The organism is Bacteroides sp. UBA939 (assembly GCF_002293435.1).
Classification (GTDB): Bacteria; Bacteroidota; Bacteroidia; order Bacteroidales; family Bacteroidaceae; genus Bacteroides.
This window is the reverse complement of sequence record NZ_DBDF01000193.1, coordinates 1-20,341: the sequence shown is the minus strand read 5'-3', so window position 1 is coordinate 20,341 and position 20,341 is coordinate 1. Positions and strand designations below refer to the sequence as shown.

The 20,341-nt window shown below is 43.7% G+C and carries 15 protein-coding genes and 1 pseudogene; 9 read left to right on the top strand and 7 right to left on the bottom strand.

Annotated features, from left to right (window positions below; translation table 11 throughout):
* The first annotated feature begins 267 nt into the window (after positions 1-267).
* From B2Z67_RS12305 to B2Z67_RS12280, 6 genes are all read left to right on the top strand, one after another.
* Positions 268-2,097: a thiol protease/hemagglutinin PrtT gene (locus tag B2Z67_RS12305; RefSeq protein WP_291530130.1), complete on the top strand. Its 1,830-nt coding sequence runs from the start codon at positions 268-270 to the stop codon at positions 2,095-2,097.
* Positions 2,098-2,120: 23 nt separating this feature from the next.
* Positions 2,121-2,636, top strand: coding sequence for a hypothetical protein (locus tag B2Z67_RS12300; RefSeq protein ID WP_291530129.1), 516 nt, complete (start codon positions 2,121-2,123; stop codon positions 2,634-2,636).
* A 38-nt stretch (positions 2,637-2,674) separates the two neighbouring features.
* Complete coding sequence (hflX, locus tag B2Z67_RS12295; RefSeq protein ID WP_291530128.1) at positions 2,675-3,931, top strand: GTPase HflX; 1,257 nt, start codon at positions 2,675-2,677, stop codon at positions 3,929-3,931.
* Positions 3,932-3,989: 58 nt separating this feature from the next.
* Positions 3,990-5,975: a DUF4954 family protein gene (locus B2Z67_RS12290; protein WP_291530127.1), complete on the top strand. Its 1,986-nt coding sequence runs from the start codon at positions 3,990-3,992 to the stop codon at positions 5,973-5,975.
* A 167-nt stretch (positions 5,976-6,142) separates the two neighbouring features.
* Positions 6,143-7,783: a fumarate hydratase gene (locus B2Z67_RS12285; RefSeq protein ID WP_291530126.1), complete on the top strand. Its 1,641-nt coding sequence runs from the start codon at positions 6,143-6,145 to the stop codon at positions 7,781-7,783.
* 191 nt (positions 7,784-7,974) lie between these two features.
* Positions 7,975-9,138, top strand: a complete 1,164-nt coding sequence (locus tag B2Z67_RS12280) for an acyltransferase (RefSeq protein WP_291530125.1) — start codon at positions 7,975-7,977, stop codon at positions 9,136-9,138.
* A 4-nt stretch (positions 9,139-9,142) separates the two neighbouring features.
* On the opposite strand, the gene pelA is transcribed toward B2Z67_RS12280, so the two are convergent.
* From pelA to pyrH, 7 genes are all read right to left on the bottom strand, one after another.
* Positions 9,143-10,231, bottom strand: coding sequence for a pectate lyase (gene pelA / locus B2Z67_RS12275; RefSeq protein WP_291530124.1), 1,089 nt, complete (start codon positions 10,229-10,231; stop codon positions 9,143-9,145).
* A 73-nt stretch (positions 10,232-10,304) separates the two neighbouring features.
* Positions 10,305-11,639 carry a TolC family protein gene (locus B2Z67_RS12270; RefSeq protein ID WP_291530123.1) on the bottom strand — a complete coding sequence of 445 codons (1,335 nt, stop codon included), beginning with the start codon at positions 11,637-11,639 and terminating at the stop codon, positions 10,305-10,307.
* Complete coding sequence (locus B2Z67_RS12265) at positions 11,636-14,668, bottom strand: efflux RND transporter permease subunit (RefSeq protein WP_291530122.1); 3,033 nt, start codon at positions 14,666-14,668, stop codon at positions 11,636-11,638. Before B2Z67_RS12265 ends, B2Z67_RS12270 begins: the two co-directional genes overlap by 4 nt.
* An 11-nt stretch (positions 14,669-14,679) precedes the next feature.
* The gene (locus tag B2Z67_RS12260; protein WP_291530121.1) at positions 14,680-15,762 is read right to left on the bottom strand and encodes an efflux RND transporter periplasmic adaptor subunit; all 1,083 of its coding nucleotides are present in this window, start codon (positions 15,760-15,762) and stop codon (positions 14,680-14,682) included.
* A gap of 439 nt (positions 15,763-16,201) precedes the next feature.
* Complete coding sequence (gene rsgA, locus B2Z67_RS12255; RefSeq protein ID WP_291530120.1) at positions 16,202-17,134, bottom strand: ribosome small subunit-dependent GTPase A; 933 nt, start codon at positions 17,132-17,134, stop codon at positions 16,202-16,204.
* 154 nt (positions 17,135-17,288) lie between these two features.
* Positions 17,289-17,849: a ribosome recycling factor gene (frr, locus tag B2Z67_RS12250; RefSeq protein ID WP_291530119.1), complete on the bottom strand. Its 561-nt coding sequence runs from the start codon at positions 17,847-17,849 to the stop codon at positions 17,289-17,291.
* A 63-nt stretch (positions 17,850-17,912) separates the two neighbouring features.
* On the bottom strand, positions 17,913-18,632 hold the full coding sequence (gene pyrH / locus B2Z67_RS12245) for a UMP kinase (RefSeq protein ID WP_291530118.1): 720 nt from the start codon (positions 18,630-18,632) through the stop codon (positions 17,913-17,915).
* A 240-nt stretch (positions 18,633-18,872) separates the two neighbouring features.
* Between pyrH and B2Z67_RS12240 the strand changes: the two genes are divergently transcribed.
* From B2Z67_RS12240 to B2Z67_RS12230, 3 genes and pseudogenes are all read left to right on the top strand, one after another.
* Complete coding sequence (locus B2Z67_RS12240) at positions 18,873-19,553, top strand: tetratricopeptide repeat protein (RefSeq protein WP_291530117.1); 681 nt, start codon at positions 18,873-18,875, stop codon at positions 19,551-19,553.
* Positions 19,554-19,631: 78 nt separating this feature from the next.
* Positions 19,632-19,778 (top strand): AAA family ATPase, encoded by a 147-nt coding sequence (locus B2Z67_RS12235; RefSeq protein ID WP_291530116.1) that lies wholly within the window; start codon positions 19,632-19,634, stop codon positions 19,776-19,778.
* Positions 19,768-20,265 (top strand): annotated as a pseudogene (locus B2Z67_RS12230) (DUF4143 domain-containing protein); the annotation flags it as partial. The gene B2Z67_RS12235 and the pseudogene B2Z67_RS12230, both read left to right, overlap by 11 nt.
* Positions 20,266-20,341 lie beyond the last annotated feature (76 nt).

The window sequence follows — 20,341 nt, the reverse complement described above, 5'->3', positions numbered from 1 at the left end:
GTAGAATCGCTCGAAACCCTGGGAGGGAGAAATAGTCTCGTGGGACGAGAAATTTCATCTCATGGGATGAATGAATCCGTCTCACGAGACAAAAAAATCCGTCTCGTGAGACGAATGAAACCGTCCCGTGAGACAAAAGAATTCGTCCCACGGGATGAATGAATGTATTTGCCTTGTTTTTTTTATAAAAAAAATCAAAATCATTCGATAAACGATATATTTTTGTAGTTTTGTCTTTTGAACGAATAGCGCCAATCCCTAACTATCATGAGATATACACTACTCTTTTTATTTGTTCTTCTATCAAATGCGCTTCTTGCAGATAATATATCAGCAGAGCAGGCACATGCTGTGGCTACAAATTTCTTTAAAAAAGGTATTCAGACTCGTGGTATTACGTCAGCGTATTTGCAGTTGGTGTGGAACGGTGAAGATGCACAGACCCGCAGTATCGGGAATACTCCGGCTTTCTATGTCTTTAATAACATTGAGGGTGGGGGATTTGTAATCATTGCCGGAGATGATGCGGTGATGCCTGTATTAGGCTATTCTTTTACGAACCATTTTGCTGTTGATGGAATGCCGTCCAATCTGAAAGGATGGATGAATGGATTAAAGGAACAAATTAATGAAGCCAGGAGGGTTGGCCTGATTGCTTCTGATGCCGTATCCGATGCTTGGAGAAGCATATCGGAAACTGTTGACGAAACAATGGTGGAACAGCAATATGAAACAGCTGAATGGAATCAACTATCCCCTTATAATACTCTTTGTCCTGAAATCAGGAGTGTACGCACTGTTACCGGATGCGTTGCGACGGCTGTGGCAATACTTATGAGGTATCACGAATGGCCGGAAACTGGTAAGGGAACTCTTCCTGCCTACAATTATGTGGCAAACATTAGAGGGACTGAAATATCACAGGCTATTCCGGAAAGAACTTTGGGAAATGTCTACAACTGGAATAATATGCCGCTTGAATATGATGGAAAATCATCAGAAGCAGCCAAGGCGGAAGTTGCAAGTTTGATGTACGATTGCGGGGTTATGGCTCAGTCGGAGTTTAACATAGCTTCGGCCGGCGGAACCAGCGCCTCAACACTCGCAGCGCTTCAAGGTCTGGCTGAATACATGGGGTATAATAAAGGAATGGTGTGTCTTTTTCGCGATTGGTATTCGGAAGAAGAGTGGATACGGATGTTGAAAGATGAAATAAGAACAGTCGGCCCGGTGCTATATGGTGGTGCGACTCTTAAAAATGAAGGACATCAGTTCATTCTGGATGGTTATACTACCGATGATTATTTTAGTGTCAATTGGGGATGGAGTGGCGTTAGCAATGGCTTTTTCCTGATTTCGGCTTTAAATCCGGATGAACAGGGAGTGGGAGGTAGTTCGGACAGTGGTTTTGTTGCAAACCAGGATGCTGTGTTTGGCATGAAGAAGATGGAAAATAATTCGGATTACCAGTCACTACTGGGAATGTTTGGCGATGGTCCTTATGTGGGATTAAAGACTGCGGAGATCGAGTTTAAAGTAAACACAACTTTTCGTATAGGAGTAGGGCTAATCAGGAACTGCGGGCTGACAGCGTATAATGGAGTTGTGGCGTTAGCTTTAGTAGGTGAGAACCTGAATGTGAGGGAAGTTATTTCTGAAGAAAAAAGTATAAACTTGGAAGTATATGCTGTTACGGTATCTAACTTTACTTGCAGGATTTCATCGACTCCACAGCCGGGCGACCGTATTATGGCGGTTTATAAAGGAATGAATGATGCTGATTGGAAACTTGTTCGAGGCGGTTCGGGTACTACGAATGAAATCATAGTGAAAGATAAACCTACGTCAATTACAGAAGTGGAGGAGGATGGAAAGTTTATTGCTTTCTGTGACAGGCAACGGGGAATCGTAACCGTTAGCTTGCCTGAGAATACATGTAGCTTGAATGTATATGATGCGAACGGTCGTTTGCTGAAACAGATACCGACAGAAGAAAATACGAATATAACTTTCTCTTGCCGGGAATATCCTGCCGGAGTCTACATCTTGCAGGCCGTTACAGACAAGGGAACTCAACAACATAAATTCTTAAAATGAACAGAAAAATAAATATTGGAATAATGGCACTACTTGTATTACTATCAGGTTGCCGTTCTGCTAAAAAAGAAACTACAATGACATCTGACAAACTGAATGTGGAGATGAACTTCGTGGCAAAGCTTCCGTCTATTACAGGTGGTAAGCCGGCATCTACTTCGCCGGTGGTATATGTGTATAAGACAAAGGCGGACTATTTGCATCAGGTTCCGGTTATTATGGATGAAGCGCGTACCCGTATCTTGTCTTATCCCGCACCCGGTGATTTAAAGATGGGAGAAGGACTGCGCCTGCCTACCCCTCTGGACAATGGCTATCTGTTGGACAATAAGGGAATAGGGCCTAATGTGGCCTTCCTGACTTATACTTATGAAGAATATAGCCAGCTTCTTGCAGTACCTTCCATAGACGATTTAATGTCGCATATCCTTGAAAAATATCCTTTATTGGAAATCCATGCATGTGGGCGTCGTGCAGATTATAAAGACATTGTTGTAGAAATAAATAGAAAGATAGCAGAAGGATTTCTGCAAAAATAATTATATTTGTCGCCGGAAGTTGATTTAAAAGATAATAAATGAAAGAATTTGTAATCTCCGAAGTACAGGCGGAAACGGCGGTATTAGTTGCTCTTATTACAAAAACCCAGGATGAACGCAGGACGAATGAGTACCTCGATGAACTGGAATTCCTCGCTGAGACAGCCGGGGCAAGAGTCGTGAAACGGTTCACCCAGAAGATGGAACAAGCCCATTCAGTGACTTATGTCGGTAAAGGTAAACTCGAAGAAATAAAGGCGTATATCCGCAATGAAGAAGAGGAAGAGCGTGAAGTCGGAATGGTGATTTTCGACGATGAGCTTTCAGCCAAGCAAATCCGTAATATAGAAGCCGAACTGAAAATTAAGATATTAGACCGTACGTCTCTGATACTTGATATCTTTGCCATGCGGGCACAGACTGCCAATGCGAAAACGCAGGTGGAACTGGCACAGTATAAGTATATGCTTCCTCGCCTGCAACGCCTGTGGACACACTTGGAACGCCAAGGTGGTGGCTCGGGCGCCGGTGGAGGTAAAGGCTCTGTGGGACTTCGCGGCCCGGGCGAAACGCAGTTGGAAATGGACCGCCGCATCATTTTAAACCGTATGTCGCTTTTAAAGGAACGTTTGGCGGAGATTGATAAACAGAAATCCACCCAGCGGAAGAACCGCGGACGTATGATCCGGGTGGCACTGGTAGGTTACACCAATGTCGGCAAATCCACCTTGATGAACTTGCTTGCCAAGAGTGAAGTCTTTGCAGAGAACAAATTGTTTGCAACGCTGGACACCACGGTGCGCAAGGTAATTATCGACAACCTGCCTTTCTTGCTCTCGGATACGGTTGGTTTTATCCGTAAATTGCCGACGGATTTGGTAGACTCTTTTAAATCTACTTTGGATGAGGTGCGCGAGGCGGATTTATTGCTTCATATTGTGGACATCTCACATCCTGATTTTGAAGAACAAATAGAAGTAGTCAACAGAACTTTGGCGGATATCGGCGCAGCCGGTAAGCCGACAGTACTTATCTTTAATAAAATAGACGCTTATACCTATATTGTAAAAGCGGCTGACGACCTTACCCCCAAAACAAAAGAAAACTTAACACTCGAAGAACTGATGAAGACGTGGATGGCGAAAATGGAGGATAATTGCCTCTTTATATCCGCCCGCGAAAAGATTAATTTGGAGGAACTGAAGAGTGTGGTTTACCAGCGTGTGAAAGAGTTGCACGTACAGAAGTATCCTTATAATGATTTTCTTTATCAGACCTACGAAGAAGAGGAGTAACTGAATTGACGAGGTATTCAACTCGAAAACCTTGTTAATTAATAAACCGATAAAGAATATGAATTACAGACATCTGACCGAGGACGAGCTACTTCGGTTGAAAAGCCAGTCGTGTCTGGCGGATGATTGGGGAAAAGTAGTGGTAGCGGAAAAATTCACTACCGAGTTTGTACATCACACTCGTTTTTCGGGAGATGTGCGTTTGGGAGTATTCCAATCTGAATTTACATTACCCGGCGGAATCAGGAAACACTCCGGTTTACGCCATGTAACTCTCCACAATGTCACGGTGGGAGACAACTGTTGCATTGAAAATATCCAGAATTACATAGCCAATTATGAAATCGGACATGATACTTTCATAGAGAATGTGGATATCATTCTGGTGGATGGTTTGAGTAAATTCGGTAACGGAGTAGAAGTATCCGTGCTGAATGAAACCGGTGGACGTGAAGTTCTCATCAATGATAAACTCTCTGCGCATCAGGCTTATATCCTGGCTCTTTACCGTCACCGTCCCGAACTGATTTGCCGGATGAAGGCTATTGCAGACTTTTATTCCAATAAACATGCTGCTACTGTTGGTAGTATCGGTAACCACGTAATGATACTTAACACGGGTTCCATTACGAATGTGCGTATCGGAGATTACTGCCATATTTGCGGAGCCAGCCGTTTGTCAAATGGAAGTGTTAACAGTAACAAAGTGGCTCCTGTATATATCGGGCACGGGGTTATCTGTGATGACTTTATCATTTCTTCCGGCTCGCACGTGAACGACGGTGCAATGTTGAGCCGTTGCTTCATAGGTCAGGCGTGTAAACTGGGACATAATTATTCGGCATCCGATTCGCTTTTCTTCAGCAATTGCCAGGGAGAGAACGGTGAAGCATGCGCCATTTTTGCCGGCCCGTTTACGGTGACGCACCATAAGTCTACTTTGTTGATTGCCGGTATGTTCTCATTCATGAATGCCGGTTCGGGTTCTAACCAGAGTAACCACATGTATAAGTTAGGTCCTATTCATCAGGGAACCATGGAGCGCGGCGCTAAGACCACTTCCGATTCTTATATTCTGTGGCCCGCACGCGTAGGAGCTTTCTCATTAGTAATGGGGCGTCATGTTAATCATTCCGATACATCCAATCTGCCGTTTTCTTATCTGATAGAACAGAACAATACCACTTACCTTGTGCCGGGCGTAAATCTCCGCAGTGTGGGAACCATACGTGATGCGCAGAAGTGGCCGAAACGTGACGGTCGTACGGATACAAACAAGCTCGATTTTATTAATTACAACCTGCTTAGTCCCTATACGGTACAGAAGATGTTCAAAGGAAGGGAGACTTTGAAGAATTTACGTCAGGCGTCGGGTGAGCTTTCCGACATTTATTCTTTTCATAGCGCAAAAATTCGTAACTCTGCGTTGGTAAAGGGTATTAAGTTCTACGAGATTGCTATTCATAAATTCCTGGGTAACTCCGTTATCAAGCGTTTGGAGGGTATGGACTTCAAGAGCAATGAAGAAATACGTGCCCGTTTGAAGCCCGATACTTCTGTGGGCAGTGGCGAGTGGGTGGATATTTCCGGTCTGATTGCTCCTAAGAGCGAAATAGATACGTTAATTAATGATATAGAATCCGGAAAAGTGAACCGGTTGAAGTGCATCAATGCCGAGTTTGAGAAGATGCATCTGAATTATTATACTTATGAATGGACCTGGGCTTATGAGAAACTGGAAGAATTCTATGGTATCCGCCCCGAGAAGATAACCGCGGATGATATTATCCATATAGTTGAGAAATGGAAAGAAGCGGTTGTAGGACTCGATCGCCTGATTTATGAGGATGCCAAGAAAGAATTTTCACTTGCTTCCATGACGGGGTTCGGTGTCGACGGGTCGCGTGCGGAAAAGGAAATGGACTTCGAACAAGTACGCGGTGACTTTGAAAGCAATCCGTTTGTTACTGCTGTGTTGAAGCACATTGAGGATAAGACGGCGCTGGGTGATGAGTTGATAGGGCGTATGCGGAAGATAGGATAGTGTCCGGTTTTCATTTTTACGCTAATTAAAGAAATAGTTCAATAATAGTTCTTACCTTTGCTTTGCGAAAGTAAGTGGTACTTTGGCATAAGGCAAATAAACTCGCTTCTGCTCTCAGTTTGCACTGCTTTAGCACAACATTCATTAATTTTAAATTACGAGTAATTATGGCAGCAACACCTCCGTTCAAGTATCAACCTATGTTTGAGCATGGGGAAGATAAAACTGAGTATTATCTGCTTACAAAAGACTATGTGTCCGTAAGCGAGTTTGAAGGAAACCCTATTCTGAAAATTGAGAAAGAAGGTCTTACGGCAATGGCTAATGCGGCTTTCCGTGATGTGTCGTTTCTGCTGCGCCGTTCGCACAATGAGCAAGTAGCCAAGATTCTAAGCGACCCCGAAGCAAGTGATAATGATAAATATGTGGCGCTGACTTTCCTTCGGAATGCTGAAGTGTCATCCAAGGGTGTACTACCTTTCTGTCAAGATACCGGTACGGCTATTGTTCACGGAGAAAAAGGACAACAGGTATGGACGGGTTACTCTGACGAAGAAGCCCTGTCATTGGGCGTGTACAAAACTTACACGGAAGAAAACCTGCGTTACTCTCAGAATGCTCCGTTGAATATGTACGACGAAGTGAATACGAAATGTAACTTGCCCGCACAGATTGATATTGAAGCTACCGAAGGTATGGAATATCGTTTCCTCTGCGTTACCAAAGGCGGCGGTTCGGCCAATAAGACTTATCTGTACCAGGAAACAAAGGCGATTTTGAATCCTGACACATTGGTTCCCTTTCTCGTTGAGAAAATGAAAACATTGGGTACGGCTGCTTGTCCTCCCTATCACATTGCTTTCGTTATCGGCGGTACTTCTGCCGAGAAGAACCTGCTGACCGTGAAGCTGGCTTCCACTCACTATTACGATGAGTTGCCCACTACAGGTAATGAATACGGACGTGCTTTCCGTGACGTTGAACTTGAAAAGAAGGTGTTGGAAGAGGCTCAGAAGATTGGCTTGGGTGCGCAATTCGGCGGCAAGTATCTGGCGCACGATATACGTATTATTCGTTTGCCTCGCCACGGCGCTTCTTGTCCGGTAGGTTTGGGTGTATCCTGTTCCGCTGACCGTAACATTAAGTGTAAAATCAATGAAGACGGTATCTGGATTGAGAAATTAGACAGCAATCCAAGCGAACTTATTCCGGAAGAAATGCGTCATGCAGGCGAAGGCGCTGTTGTGAAGATTGACTTGAACCGTCCGATGGCGGATATCCTCAAGGAGTTGACTAAATATCCGGTAGCTACCCGCCTGTCGTTGAATGGTACGATTATCGTAGGACGCGATATTGCGCATGCTAAACTGAAAGAACGTTTGGATCGTGGTGAAGACCTGCCGCAGTATATTAAAGATCATCCTATTTATTATGCCGGCCCTGCCAAGACTCCCAAAGGAATGGCTTGCGGTTCTATGGGTCCGACTACTGCGGGACGTATGGACTCGTACGTTGACCTGTTCCAAAGTCACGGTGGAAGTATGATTATGCTTGCTAAAGGTAACCGTAGCCAGCAGGTGACGGATGCGTGCAAGAAGTACGGTGGCTTCTACCTCGGTTCTATCGGCGGCCCTGCTGCTATCCTGGCACAGAATAATATCAAGAGTATTGAGTGTGTGGAATATCCCGAACTCGGTATGGAGGCTATCTGGAAGATTGAGGTGGAAGATTTCCCGGCATTCATTCTGGTGGATGACAAGGGCAATGACTTCTTCAAGCAACTGAAGCCGTGGAATTGCGCTAAGTAAGCAGCTCCGGCGAGGTACTTACGTTCTATTTTGAACAAAATTCATTTGAAAACACAATTTATTAACTTAGGTATCGCTATTTATCAGTAGTATCTCTATTCTCCTCCTCCTGGGAGGAGAATAGAGATACTACTGATAATCAGTGATACCAGTAACTTGCGAAACTTATTTTTTTAATCTTAATTAATCGTATGAAATTAACTACCCCCAACACTTTGCCGAAGGCGGATACCCGCATTGTATGGTTAGACGTCGTTCGACTGATAGCTATGTTCACCGTTGTTTGTTGTCATTGCGCAGACCCTTTTAACTTTTATCCGGGTACTGCCCTTAATATTGAAGATATAAAATTCTGGGGTGCTGCCTACGGTTCGATTCTGCGTCCGTGCGTACCTCTTTTTGTAATGATAACAGGCGCTTTGCTGCTTCCGGTGCAGGGAGACGCTTCTGTGTTCTATAAGAAACGCATTCCACGTGTATTCTTTCCGTTTCTTATCTGGTCGGTACTTTATAATCTTTTTCCGTGGATTACCGGACTACTGGGTGTGGAGCCGCGTGTCATCCTCGATTTCTTTCCTTATTCGGGAGAAGAAGTGATGCGTCAGTCCTTTGCGGTGAGTATGGACTATATTGCGCAGTTTCCTTTTAACTTTTCTATCCTTGCGGTTCACATGTGGTACATCTATTTGTTGATAGGCCTCTATCTGTACCTGCCGATATTCTCGGCTTGGGTGGAGAAAGCTTCGGAACGTGCTAAACTCTGGTTCCTGGCGGCTTGGGGCGTGACGTTGCTTCTACCTTATTATAATGAGTTTGTTGCGCAATATTTGTGGGGAACATGCTCGTGGAATGCATTCGGTACGCTTTATTACTTCGCGGGATTTAACGGTTACCTGCTTTTGGGACATTATCTGCGTAACCACGACTGGACGGGAAAGCAATTGGTTCTGATAGGTGTGCCTATGTTTATTATAGGATATGCAGTGACATTCTTCGGTTTCCGCTACATTACGGCATTGCCTGAATATAGCGAAGAAATGCTGGAATTGTTCTTTACTTATTGTTCGCTGAATGTAGTTATGATGACTATTCCTGTATTTATGTGGGCTAAAAAAGCGAATGTCCGTTCGGAACGCATACAAAAGGCGTTGTCTAACCTGACGCTTTGTGGCTTTGGAATCTATATGATACACTATTTCTTCACCGGTCCGTCAGTGGTATTGATGCGGGCAGCAGGTGTTCCATTGTACTTGCAGATACCCGCCGCCGCAGTGTTAGCGTTTGCTGTTTCCTGGTTTTTGGTAGCAATGGCTTATCGTTGCTTCGGGAAGAAAACGAAATGGGTAATGGGATAATGAGTTAATAGCGTTTCTTCCATTTCTCATATTTCTTCAAGAGGCTTAGGCCGGCATTGTTGTACCAACTGTAACCGGTACGGCGTTCGTGACCTATTTCAGAGAGGGAGAATTTCTTCACTCCATCCCGGTCACTGAAGAAAGGACGGTTGTCTTCCAGTGTATAGAAGCGTGCCCAAAGCGGTTCACAGTCTGTACAAGGTATCATACGATAGTCTTTCTTCCCTTCGGCGTTTGTGAAATATTCCCTTTTCAATCCTTCTATCTTGGAAGTTTTGAACCATTCAATGGCATTTTTAATACACGTAATGATTTCCGGCGAAGGATTGGGAAGGGACATCAGCAACTGTACTATATTGTCCGATTCAGCGCCGCTGAGGGAAGGCAGTTCATAAGCGCGCGCTTTGGCAGGAGCCAGAGTATGTTCGTCGTGCTGGGCGCACCAAACAGTCGGTTTGCCATTCTGCATAACCTGTGTCTTGAGGATACACTCTATACCTTTATTGAAAGCAATGCGTGCACGGTCGCAGATGCTATCGGGGATGAATGTATAAGGGGCTTTCTTTTCATATACTTCACGCAGCAGTTCCATAACATTTACCATTGCATTGTCGTTATAGGTAATATGCGTATAGTAGCCCGTGGAGCGAGGCCAGAATTGCGGCCATCCGCCATTGGGGTATTGCGCCTTAAGAAGATAACGAATACCCTCCAATGCGGCATCTTTGTATTTCTCAATGTTTGTAGCCTGATACAGACGGGATAGATAACGGATTTCCGTACTGGTTGCATTGTTATCTATGGTACTTTCGTTTACATCATTTTTGGAGGCAAACACATCTTTACATTCTTTCGGCGTCAGTTCTGCAGGTATATAAATGTTTTTTGGCCATCCGCCGGTGGTCTGCTGGTAAAGCAAAACGTTGTCTCCGATGCGGGTTGCTTCAGGTGTAGTAAAGAATGAATCGCCCAACTTGGGAGCCATGTTCACCCAGTTTTTATATGGCTTTTTCTCTTTGTAACTTACGGTTTCTTGTGCAGACACGCTTGTCAGGCTCATTAGCGCCAGACAATATAGATAAATCTTTCTCATGATCGTTATCTTTTTAAAGTTCTATAACGACAAAAGTAGAGGAAAAATAGACTCCGGATGGGTAATATTTGTTTTATTCCAAGTATTTTGTCACTTTACCACTGATTTGAAGCAGAGAGATTTCACATAACTTCGTGTCGTACTCCGCAGACAGGATTCTTTCTTCGGCATCCAAAAGACTCTTTTGCGCTTCACGCATTTCAATACCCGAAAGGTTTCCCAACATGTATCGTTCCATGGCAATTTCATGATTTTCTTTGGCTGCTACAAGATTCTGCCGTTCCAGATTTAGCATCTGGAGGTTGTTCTGGTAGGCTTGCCACAGATTGCTCAGGTCGGCGCGTAACGCTTGTTCCAATTGATCACGTTCCAGACGCGCATTTTTTATGGCAATACGTGCATTGTTGCGTTGGCGTTGACGGTTGCCGTCAAACAGATTGAAACCGACGGTCAGTCCGAAGTTCAGTCCGAGATTACCCCGATTACTCCGTTGGTCGTTGGAGGCAATATCATACTTATTAAACGTATAACCATAGCCGCCATTTAATTTCAGATAAGGATAGTCGCGCGAGCAAACTTTCTTGTAGTCCAACATGGCGAGTGTATTGTTTTGATGGGCTTTCAGTAAGCTGGCATTGGTTTGCAGGGTGGCATTCCATAACTCCTCAAAGTTCAGACTGTTGTTTACATTAATCAAGCTGTCCAGAATAACAATCGGTTGGTCAACGTTTTCATTTGCCATCAATTCATTTAATTGGATGCGGGAAGTATGTAGCAACTCCTGTTGTTTCATGCATTGGGCGCTATCGGCGTTGAAGTCCACTTTTGCCTGCTGGTAATCCAGACGCGAGAAGTTACCGATATGATAACGCTCTTCTACAATGCGTAACCGTTCTTTAGACAAGGTTACGGCATAGAAGAAGTTCTTTAAACGGATTTTATGTTGAACGTAGTTGTAGTATTCCGCGGCAATGCCGGCGATCAGGTCTTCTATGGCAATGCGGGTATTTGTTTCACCTTGCCGTTCCAGTTCCTTCAGTTGCTGGTAGTTAGCAGTAATATTGAAACCATCGAAAATAGTCCAGTTCAGATTTAGCCCTATATTCATGGTCTGGTCGAAGACACCGTTCTCCTTGTCGTGTTTTCCGGTGGCGCGCATTTTGCTGTCTGTATTATTAACAGAACCTGTATAGCCTGCCGAGAGGCCGAGGGTAGGGAGATAACCGGCGTTTCCCAATGTTGCATTGTTCTTGGTGACTTGTTCTTCGTTGCGGGTAATGCGCAATGAATAGTTATTCTGAAGTCCGTTTTCCAGGCAAGACTTCAATGTGTATGATTGCGGTGGTTGCGCTTGCAGGGTAAGCGTAGCGCAACCGACGGCTATGAGGAATAAAAAGGTACGTTTCATGATTTCTTAATCTTACTTCGGTTAGTGGATACATAACTGTATATGGCAGGTACGATGTACATAGTCAGGAGCGTGGATACCAACATCCCGCCTACAACAGCCGTACCCATGGCAATACGCTGGTTGGCACCTTCGCCGGCGGCAAACGCCAACGGTATCAATCCCAGGATGGTGGAAGCGCTTGTCATGAGAATAGGACGCAGACGTTGCAGGGATGCGCTTTTAATGGCTTCCATCTTATCTTCTCCCACCTCTTGTTTCTGATTGGCAAATTCCACGATAAGGATACCATTCTTTGCTACCAGGCCAATCAGCATAATAATACCGATTTGGCTGAAAATATTCATTGTGATATTACTGAAATACATGAAAACCAAAGCTCCGGTAATAGCAAGAGGTACGGTCAGCATGATGATTAGAGGGTCTTTGAAGCTTTCGAACTGAGCTGCCAGGATGAGGTATATCAGCACGATGGCGAGAATGAAAGCAAACATCAGGCTGGAAGAACTTTCCCGGTATTCTTTGGAGTCTCCTGCCAATGCGGTACGGAATGTATCGTCCAGGGTTTCTTGCGCTATCTTGTCCATTTCCTCCAAACCCTGTCCGATAGTCTTTCCATCGGCAAGTCCTGCAGAAACGGTAGCGGAAACAAAACGATTGTATCTGTATAACTGTGGTGGGGCAATTCCATTGGTCAGTTCAATCAGGTTATCCAACTGCACCATCTCGCCTTCTCCACTACGAATGTAGATACCTTTCAGGTCAGAAGGCTTGTTGCGTTGCTGGCGGTTGATTTCACCTAATATTTCATATTGCTTTCCGTTCATGTAGAAGTATCCCATACGCTGACCGCTTAAGCCATATTGCAAGGTCTGTGCAATGTTACGCGTACTTACTCCCATAATGCTCGCTTTATCGCGATTAATATTAATACGAGTTTCCGGTTTACTGAACTTCAGGTTTACATCAGCCATCTGGAATACGGGATTCTCATAGACTTTCGCCATAAATACCGGTAATATTTCCTGTAGCTTTTCAATGTTGGTAGCTTGAAGCACATATTGCACCGGCATACCTCCGCGACGTCCGCCGAATGAAGACGATTGCTGAACGAATGAACGCGCCTCCGTTTTTCTTTGTACCACTCTGGATAGTTGTTCGGCGACTTGCATTTGCGTATAGTCGCGCTCTTTCATGTTTCTCAACGTGATGCGAACATTACCGCTACCGCTTGATACGCGTGCGGTAACAGACTCGGCGTCGGGCACAATGGAGTCAACCAGTTGATTGATTTCTTCCGTATAATCCCGTATAAATTCATACGTCACACCTTCGGCGCCGCGTGTATTGATGGAGATTTGCGAACGGTCTTCCAAAGGAGCCATTTCGGCGGGAATAGCATTCCAGAGAAATAGGATCATGACTAATGTAGCCAATACAAAAGGCAGGGCTAACCAACGTTTATTGAGGAAGATTTCCAGCGAACGGCTGTAAAGGTGGTTCATCCCTTCAAAGAACGGTTCGGTTTTCAGGTAAAACCAGTTTTTCTTCTCCTGCTTTACCAATAGCTTGGTAGCAAGCATCGGCGTAAAGGTTAATGCGGCAAACGATGAGATGATTACTGAACCGGAAACTACAATACTGAATTCGCGGAACAGGCGTCCTGTCATACCATCCATAAATACGATAGGGAAGAATACGGCTACCAGTGTGATAGTGGTAGAAATTACGGCAAAGAAAATTTCTTTCGCTCCTTCGATGCCCGCCTCTTTGGGTGGCATTCCACGCTCTATACGCACATAAATATTTTCCGTCATTACGATAGCGTCGTCCACTACCAGTCCTACAGCCAATACAATTGCCAACATGGAGAGTACGTTGATGGAGAAGTCTGCCAGGTACATAACAAAGAATGCGCCGATAAGAGAAACCGGGATTACGATACATGGCACCAGCGTTACGCGCCAGTCGCGCAGGAAGAGGAAGATGATAATGATAACGAGGATAAATGCCACATATACCGTTTCTTCCACTTCAGCGATGGAGGAGCGGATAAACTTGGTATTATCGAAACCGTAAGAGTATTGCACATCTTCAGGCAGGTCTTTCTGCATTTGTTCCATACGGGCATACACGGCATCGGCTATCTGGATGTGGTTGGCTCCCGGTTGGGGTACTACAACGATACCAACCATAGGCACGCCATTCATCTTCATGTAGCTCTTGATGTCTGCCGGTCCCAATTCTGCCCGTCCGATATCTCTGAAACGAACAATACGGTTGTTATCTTCCCGAATAATAAGGTTGTTGAACTCTTCGGCCGTATGCATCAAGCCCAATGTACGGATAGTAAGCTCGATTGTATTTCCTTCAATACTTCCTGAGGGTAACTCTACGTTTTCCTGGTCAACAGCATTTCTTACGTCAATAGGCGTAATACCGTAACCTGCCATTTTAGCCGGGTCGAGCCATAAGCGCATAGAAAAACGTTTTTCTCCCCAGATACCGACGCTACTAACATCGGCGATGGTTTGTAGTTGCTCTTTCACGGTAAGGTCGGCAATCTCGCTTATTTCCAGCAACGAGCGTTTATCACTCTGCAAAGCTACCATTAAAATAGGCATAGCGTCAGCATCTGCTTTTGATACGGTAGGAGGGTCACAGTCACGGGGCAGGAAGCGTTGAGCACGCGAGACTTTGTCGCGCACGTCGTTTGCTGCAGTCTCCAGGTCTACAGATAGTTCAAACTCCACTGTGATGCGTGAAGATCCTTGCTGGCTGACACTGGACAGGGAACGAATACCCGGAATACCATTGATATTTTGTTCCAGCGGTTCGGTAATTTGGTTCTCAATTACATCGGCATTTGCACCCGGATAGGAACAAGATACCGAAATGATGGGGTTATCTACAGACGGATATTCGCGGACGCCGAGGTAACTATACCCGATCAATCCGAAAAGTAGGATGATAAGAGTAAGTACTGTAGAGAGTACAGGACGCCGTATACTGAGTTCGGATATATTCATGGTTCTATTTCTTAATTGATAACATCCAGAGTTACAGGCAATCCGGTACGAAGTTGCAATGTGCCCGAGGTAATAATGGTATCTCCGGCATTTATTCCCCGTAATACTTGCACTTCTGCTTCGGTACGGATGCCGGTTTGTATTTCTACAGGCTCAGCTTTCCCTGATTTATAAAGAAAGACCTTGTCTTTACCCATTTCAGGCACTATCGCTTCGGATGGTATGGCAATCGCATCGACAATTTCGGTTCTGTTCAGATGGATGGAGGCATAACGTCCCGGCATTACGCGACCATTTGTGTTGGGGTAGAGGGCGCGTACAGTCAACGTATGGGTATTTATGTCTATACTGGATTCACGGGCATATACCTTGGCTTGTAATCTGTCTAATCTGCCTTCTACTTCAAAGCTCACTCCTGCATCTATTTTAATATCGGAAGCAATGCGTTCGGGGACAGCAAACTCTATTTTCAGGGGGGTAATCTTTGTAAGCTTTGCAACGATTGTAGTAGGTGTGGCATAAAACCCTACACTGACCTGCCGCAAACCGATCATCCCGTCAAAAGGAGCACGGAGTTCGGTCTGTGCAATATTAGCTTGTATCAGGTCTATGTCGGCTTTGAGGGTGGCAAGTTCTGTTTTCACCTGCTCATAGGCTTCCTTACTGACCGCATCCCTTTCCAGCAATGCGTTTTGGCGGAACACACGGTCTTCTGCCAGTTTCAACTGAGAAACAAGGCGTTGAAGTTGGGCTTGCAAGGGGCGGTCATTTACTTTTGCCAGCAACTGACCTTTCTTTACCAGCGTGCCTTCCTCGAAATTAATCTCTATAATCTTTCCGGAAGCCTCAAACGACAAATCAACCTCTTCATCGGGAAGTGTGATGCCGGTGAGCGGAACATCATCTTTCAGCAATTGCGGCTTGATGATTTTTGCGTTTACATTTAAAATTCTCCTGGTATTGTGGTTACTACTCATTACTTTGTCGGCAGCAGCCAATTCTTTGTTTTCTTTGGGGAACTGAGAATAAACTCCCCACCCAATTAGTCCGGCACCAATAAAAATAACAATGCCCCATTTAACTTTCTTATTCATGTATTAGTATTAATATGTATGTCAGCATTAGTTTTGGATCTTTTGAGGGCTGAAAGGTTTAATATTGGAATCGTTAAAAAAGATAATAAAACGATAAGGTAATGCTTCACGAAGGATAACTCCTCTAACTCCTGAAGCATGAATTATTCGGGTTAGTGGTATTTATCCTGCATTATTCATAAGTGCCTTGTCATAAATGATAATTTAGCGAAGCTAATAGAGATACTCTTGTTAATCCGCGTACAGCTAAATTATTATTTAAGAAAAAAATCCGCGTTCGTCCGCTTAATCCGTGTCGTCCGCGTATCCATTCTTCGATAAATTCTCATTTGTAGTATAAGTAATTATTACGAAGTGCTTACGCTATGAATAATGTAGGTTATACGGATAATCATTAAAAAAGGTATCAGAATTTACGCCCCACAGGTGCTTTTGAATTTTAATGTGCTGCCCGGTATTTCCCTTCTTCCTTATCTTCCAGCATGTTAAGGTAGGAGGTGTAGCGTGATTCGCTGATGTAATGTTCTTCTACAGCTTTCCGTACGGCACAACCCGGTTCATGGCGATGCGTACAATTTCCATAGCGGCAGTCTGTGGAAAATTTGAATATTTCCGGAAAGTAATGCCCTATTTCTTCCTCTTCCATATCAAAAGTACCGAATCCTTTGATACCCGGAGTGTCAATAATATATCCGTTTTCTGAAACGGGGAACATTTCAGAAAACGTGGTAGTATGCATCCCTTTGTTGTGATAGGTGGAGATTTCTCCTGTTTTGATATCCATTTCAGGTAGAATGGAATTGATTAGTGTGGATTTTCCCACTCCGGAATGTCCGGAAAAAAGTGTTATCTGTTCTTTTAACTCTTCCCGGATACATTCTACGCCTTCACCTGTTTTGGCAGAAACTTTGAAACAGGGATAACCGATAGTGGTATAGAGATTGATAAGCCCGTCCAGATAGTGGAGTTCATCTTCGTTGTAGGTATCTGTCTTATTGAAAATTATCTTAACAGGTACCCGGTATGCTTCGGCGGATGCCAGAAAACGATCAATAAAAATAGTGGAAGTTTCCGGATAATTAACCGTAACAATGAGCATGCATTGATCAAGATTGGCGGCAAGTATATGCGATTGTTTCGATAAGTTGGAAGCACGGCGGATAATGTAGTTTTTCCGGTCTTCTATTTCACTGATAAAAGCGGTTCCTTCCGGATTTAGAATAATTTGCACACGATCTCCTACAGCAACTGGATTTGTACTGCGGATACCTTTAAGGCGGAAGTTGCCCTTAATCTTGCATTCCACACAATTCCCTTCGTTGGTCTTTACCAAATACCAACTTCCTGTATTCTTTATTACCAGACCTTTCAATTGAATTGAAAATTGAAGATTGAAAGTTGAAAATTAAAGTCGGAAATTAAAACAAGAGGTTGAAATGCCATACAACATATAAATACCAACGTACCATACAAATAATACCATGGCAAAACAATAACTTCTAATTTTCAACTTTCAATTTAATATATTATACAGTCATAATCTCCTTATCCTTCTTCGCAAGCATTTCATCAATCTGTTTGATGTACTTGTCGTGGATTTTTTGGAGTTTTTCTTCGCCGCCTTTTTGTGCATCTTCCGATAGTCCGTCTTTTACGGATTTCTTCAGGGCGTCGATACCATCACGACGTGCGTTGCGTACGCTTACTTTGGATGTTTCACCTTCATTTTTACATTGTTTGGCGAGTTGTTTACGGCGTTCTTCAGTCAGAGGAGGGATGCCGATGCGGATGATTTCACCATTATTTTCAGGCATGATACCAAGGCTGGAGTCAATAATGGCTTTTTCTATAACCCGGAACATGGTTTTTTCCCAAGGTTTGATAGCGATACTGCGAGCATCAGGAGTTGTTACGGCGGCTACATTGTTAATAGGAACCATGCTTCCGTAAGAGTTGACACGTATACCGTCCAGCAAACGTATATCTGCTTTTCCGGCACGGATGTGGGCTAATGCTTCTTCCAAGTAAATGACAGCCATATCCATTTGTTCTTGCGCTTCGTCTAAAATCTCTTTAACTTCTCTCATATTCTTTGGCTTTTAGATTTGTATTCTTCGGATTTATAATTGAGCAAAAGTAGTATAATCTTGTCAAACCTCCAAATTATGTACCAATGTTCCAATCTCTTCCCCTCGTATTACTTTCTTCAGATTTCCTACAGTGTCCATATCGAAAACGATAATGGGGAGGTTGTTTTCTTTACACATGCAAGTCGCTGTGAGGTCCATTACTTTCAATCCGCGTTTCAACACTTCATCATAAGTGATGTCATGGAATTTAGTGGCGGTCGGGTCTTTTTCGGGATCGGCCGTATAGATACCGTCTACGCGTGTGCCTTTCAGCATGACGTCGGCCTCAATCTCGATACCGCGCAGTGAAGAACCGGTATCGGTAGTGAAGAACGGATTGCCCGTACCCGCCGACATGATAACAACTTCGTCCGCTTCCAAACATTCTATGGCTTTCCATTTATTATAGAATTCTCCGATGGGTTCCATGCGTACGGCTGTTAGCACGCGTACCTTTACACCTGTTGCAACCAAGGCGGAACTCAATGCCAGGCTGTTGATAACTGTAGCGAGCATACCCATTTGGTCGCCTTTCACGCGGTCGAATCCTTTATTGGCGCCACTCAGTCCGCGGAAAATGTTACCACCGCCGATTACGATGCCTATTTGAACACCCAGTTCGTGGATTTCCTTGATTTGTGCAGCATATTCGGCAAGGCGCTTTTCGTCAATACCGTATTGTTTTTCACCCATCAGACTCTCACCGCTGAGCTTTAACAGAATTCTTTTATACTTTGTCATAAGATTATATTTAGTTTTTTGCAAATATACGCTTTCTGCCTGTATAGATTGACTTTGATGCGGAATTTTTCTATGGATTTTGAAATCATTTTGAAGTGTGTTTTTGTTCTATTAGTCAGTAAGAGTATTCTTTTGGTTGGATATGACCAGGAAACTCGGATAATAACATTTTTTAAAGTGCATAACGTTTTATAAAGAAGTATATTTGCAACAACAAAAACTGGATAATTTCACAAGGAAATGAGAACTTTAACTTTACTATTTTCGTTCATGACTGCGTTCCCCTTTGTGCTCTCTGCACAATCAGCTGGAGAACTGTTGCAAAAGGTATCTGCCGCATTGTCTGAAGAGCAAGACGATTATGCGGTGAGCCTGTTCCGTCAATCAATAGATGCTGAGGCTGATCAGGCCGAGATGTTTTACTGGACTCACATTGAAAAGAGCAGCCCCGTAGCTCCCCATTTGATAAATGAATTGGCAACCTATTATAAACGTAAGCGGAATTATGACAAGGCTTATTTGTTTTATAGGGAATACCTGCAATATCATTCCGAAGATATTGCTGCGCTTGTGTCGTGTGCCGAAATGGAGATGATGCGAGGAAAGGAAAAGGATGCTGTCGAAACTTATGAAAAAGTATTGATGCATGATGCCAATAATTTGCAAGCTAATATTTTCTTGGGAAATTATTTCTATCTGCAGGCTGAACAGGAAAAGAAGACGTTGGATTCTAATTATAAAAGAATAACTTCTCCTACGCGGATGCAACATGCCCGCTACCGTAACAGCCTTTCGGCGGTCTATTCCAATAGTTATTCCAAAGCTAAGGATTATTTGCAGCGGGTACTGCAATTGTTCCCTTCTACAGAGGCAGGAAATATTCTGGAGAAGATTAAGAAGTTAGAGACAGAGATGAAGTGATATTGGGTTAAAGCTATCATCGAAAAAGTGTATCTTCGCACTTGCTAACTTTGTTTCGGTATATAAATCAGCAGCAATATGGAAAGAAAAATCATAAAACAACTAAGGCAATGGAAAAATGAGCCTTGGCGGAAACCGCTGATTTTGTTAGGAGCGCGTCAAGTAGGAAAGACTTGGATTATGAAACGCTTTGGTGAACTTGAGTTCGAAAACGTGGCTTATTGATGCCGGCATCATTCATAAAGTATGTCGGGTAAAAGAATTGCAGATGCCCGTGAAGTTTTATGAGGACTTGGGCGCATTCAAGCTCTTCCTTCTCGATTGTGGTTTGTTGGGGTGTATGGTTGATGCACCAGCCAACCAAATGTTGGTGGGTGACAATGTGTTTAAAGAGTTCAAAGGCTCTTTTACTGAACAGTTTGTGCTCCAACAATTGGTATCAATGGGAATCTCTACCTGTTATTGGAGTAGTGAATCAACTCCGGCAGAGATAGATTTTGTTATCCAAACAGATAAGCGTGTAATTCCTATCGAAGTAAAAGCCGAAGAGAATGTCAGAGCCAAATCAATATCGGAATATGTTAAAAGTCACCCGCAATACTCATTGAAAGGGTTACGCATCTCGATGTTAGGGTATCAAGACCAGGATTGGATGGAAAATATTCCCTTATTTGGTATTCATAAATTCTTTTATAATGAAGTGCAGGAATAGATTCATTCCTGGTTGTTCGTTTATCTATTTATTGAGTTTGTAGTGGAGTATAAAGCTCTATCAGGTTTTCTTCCGG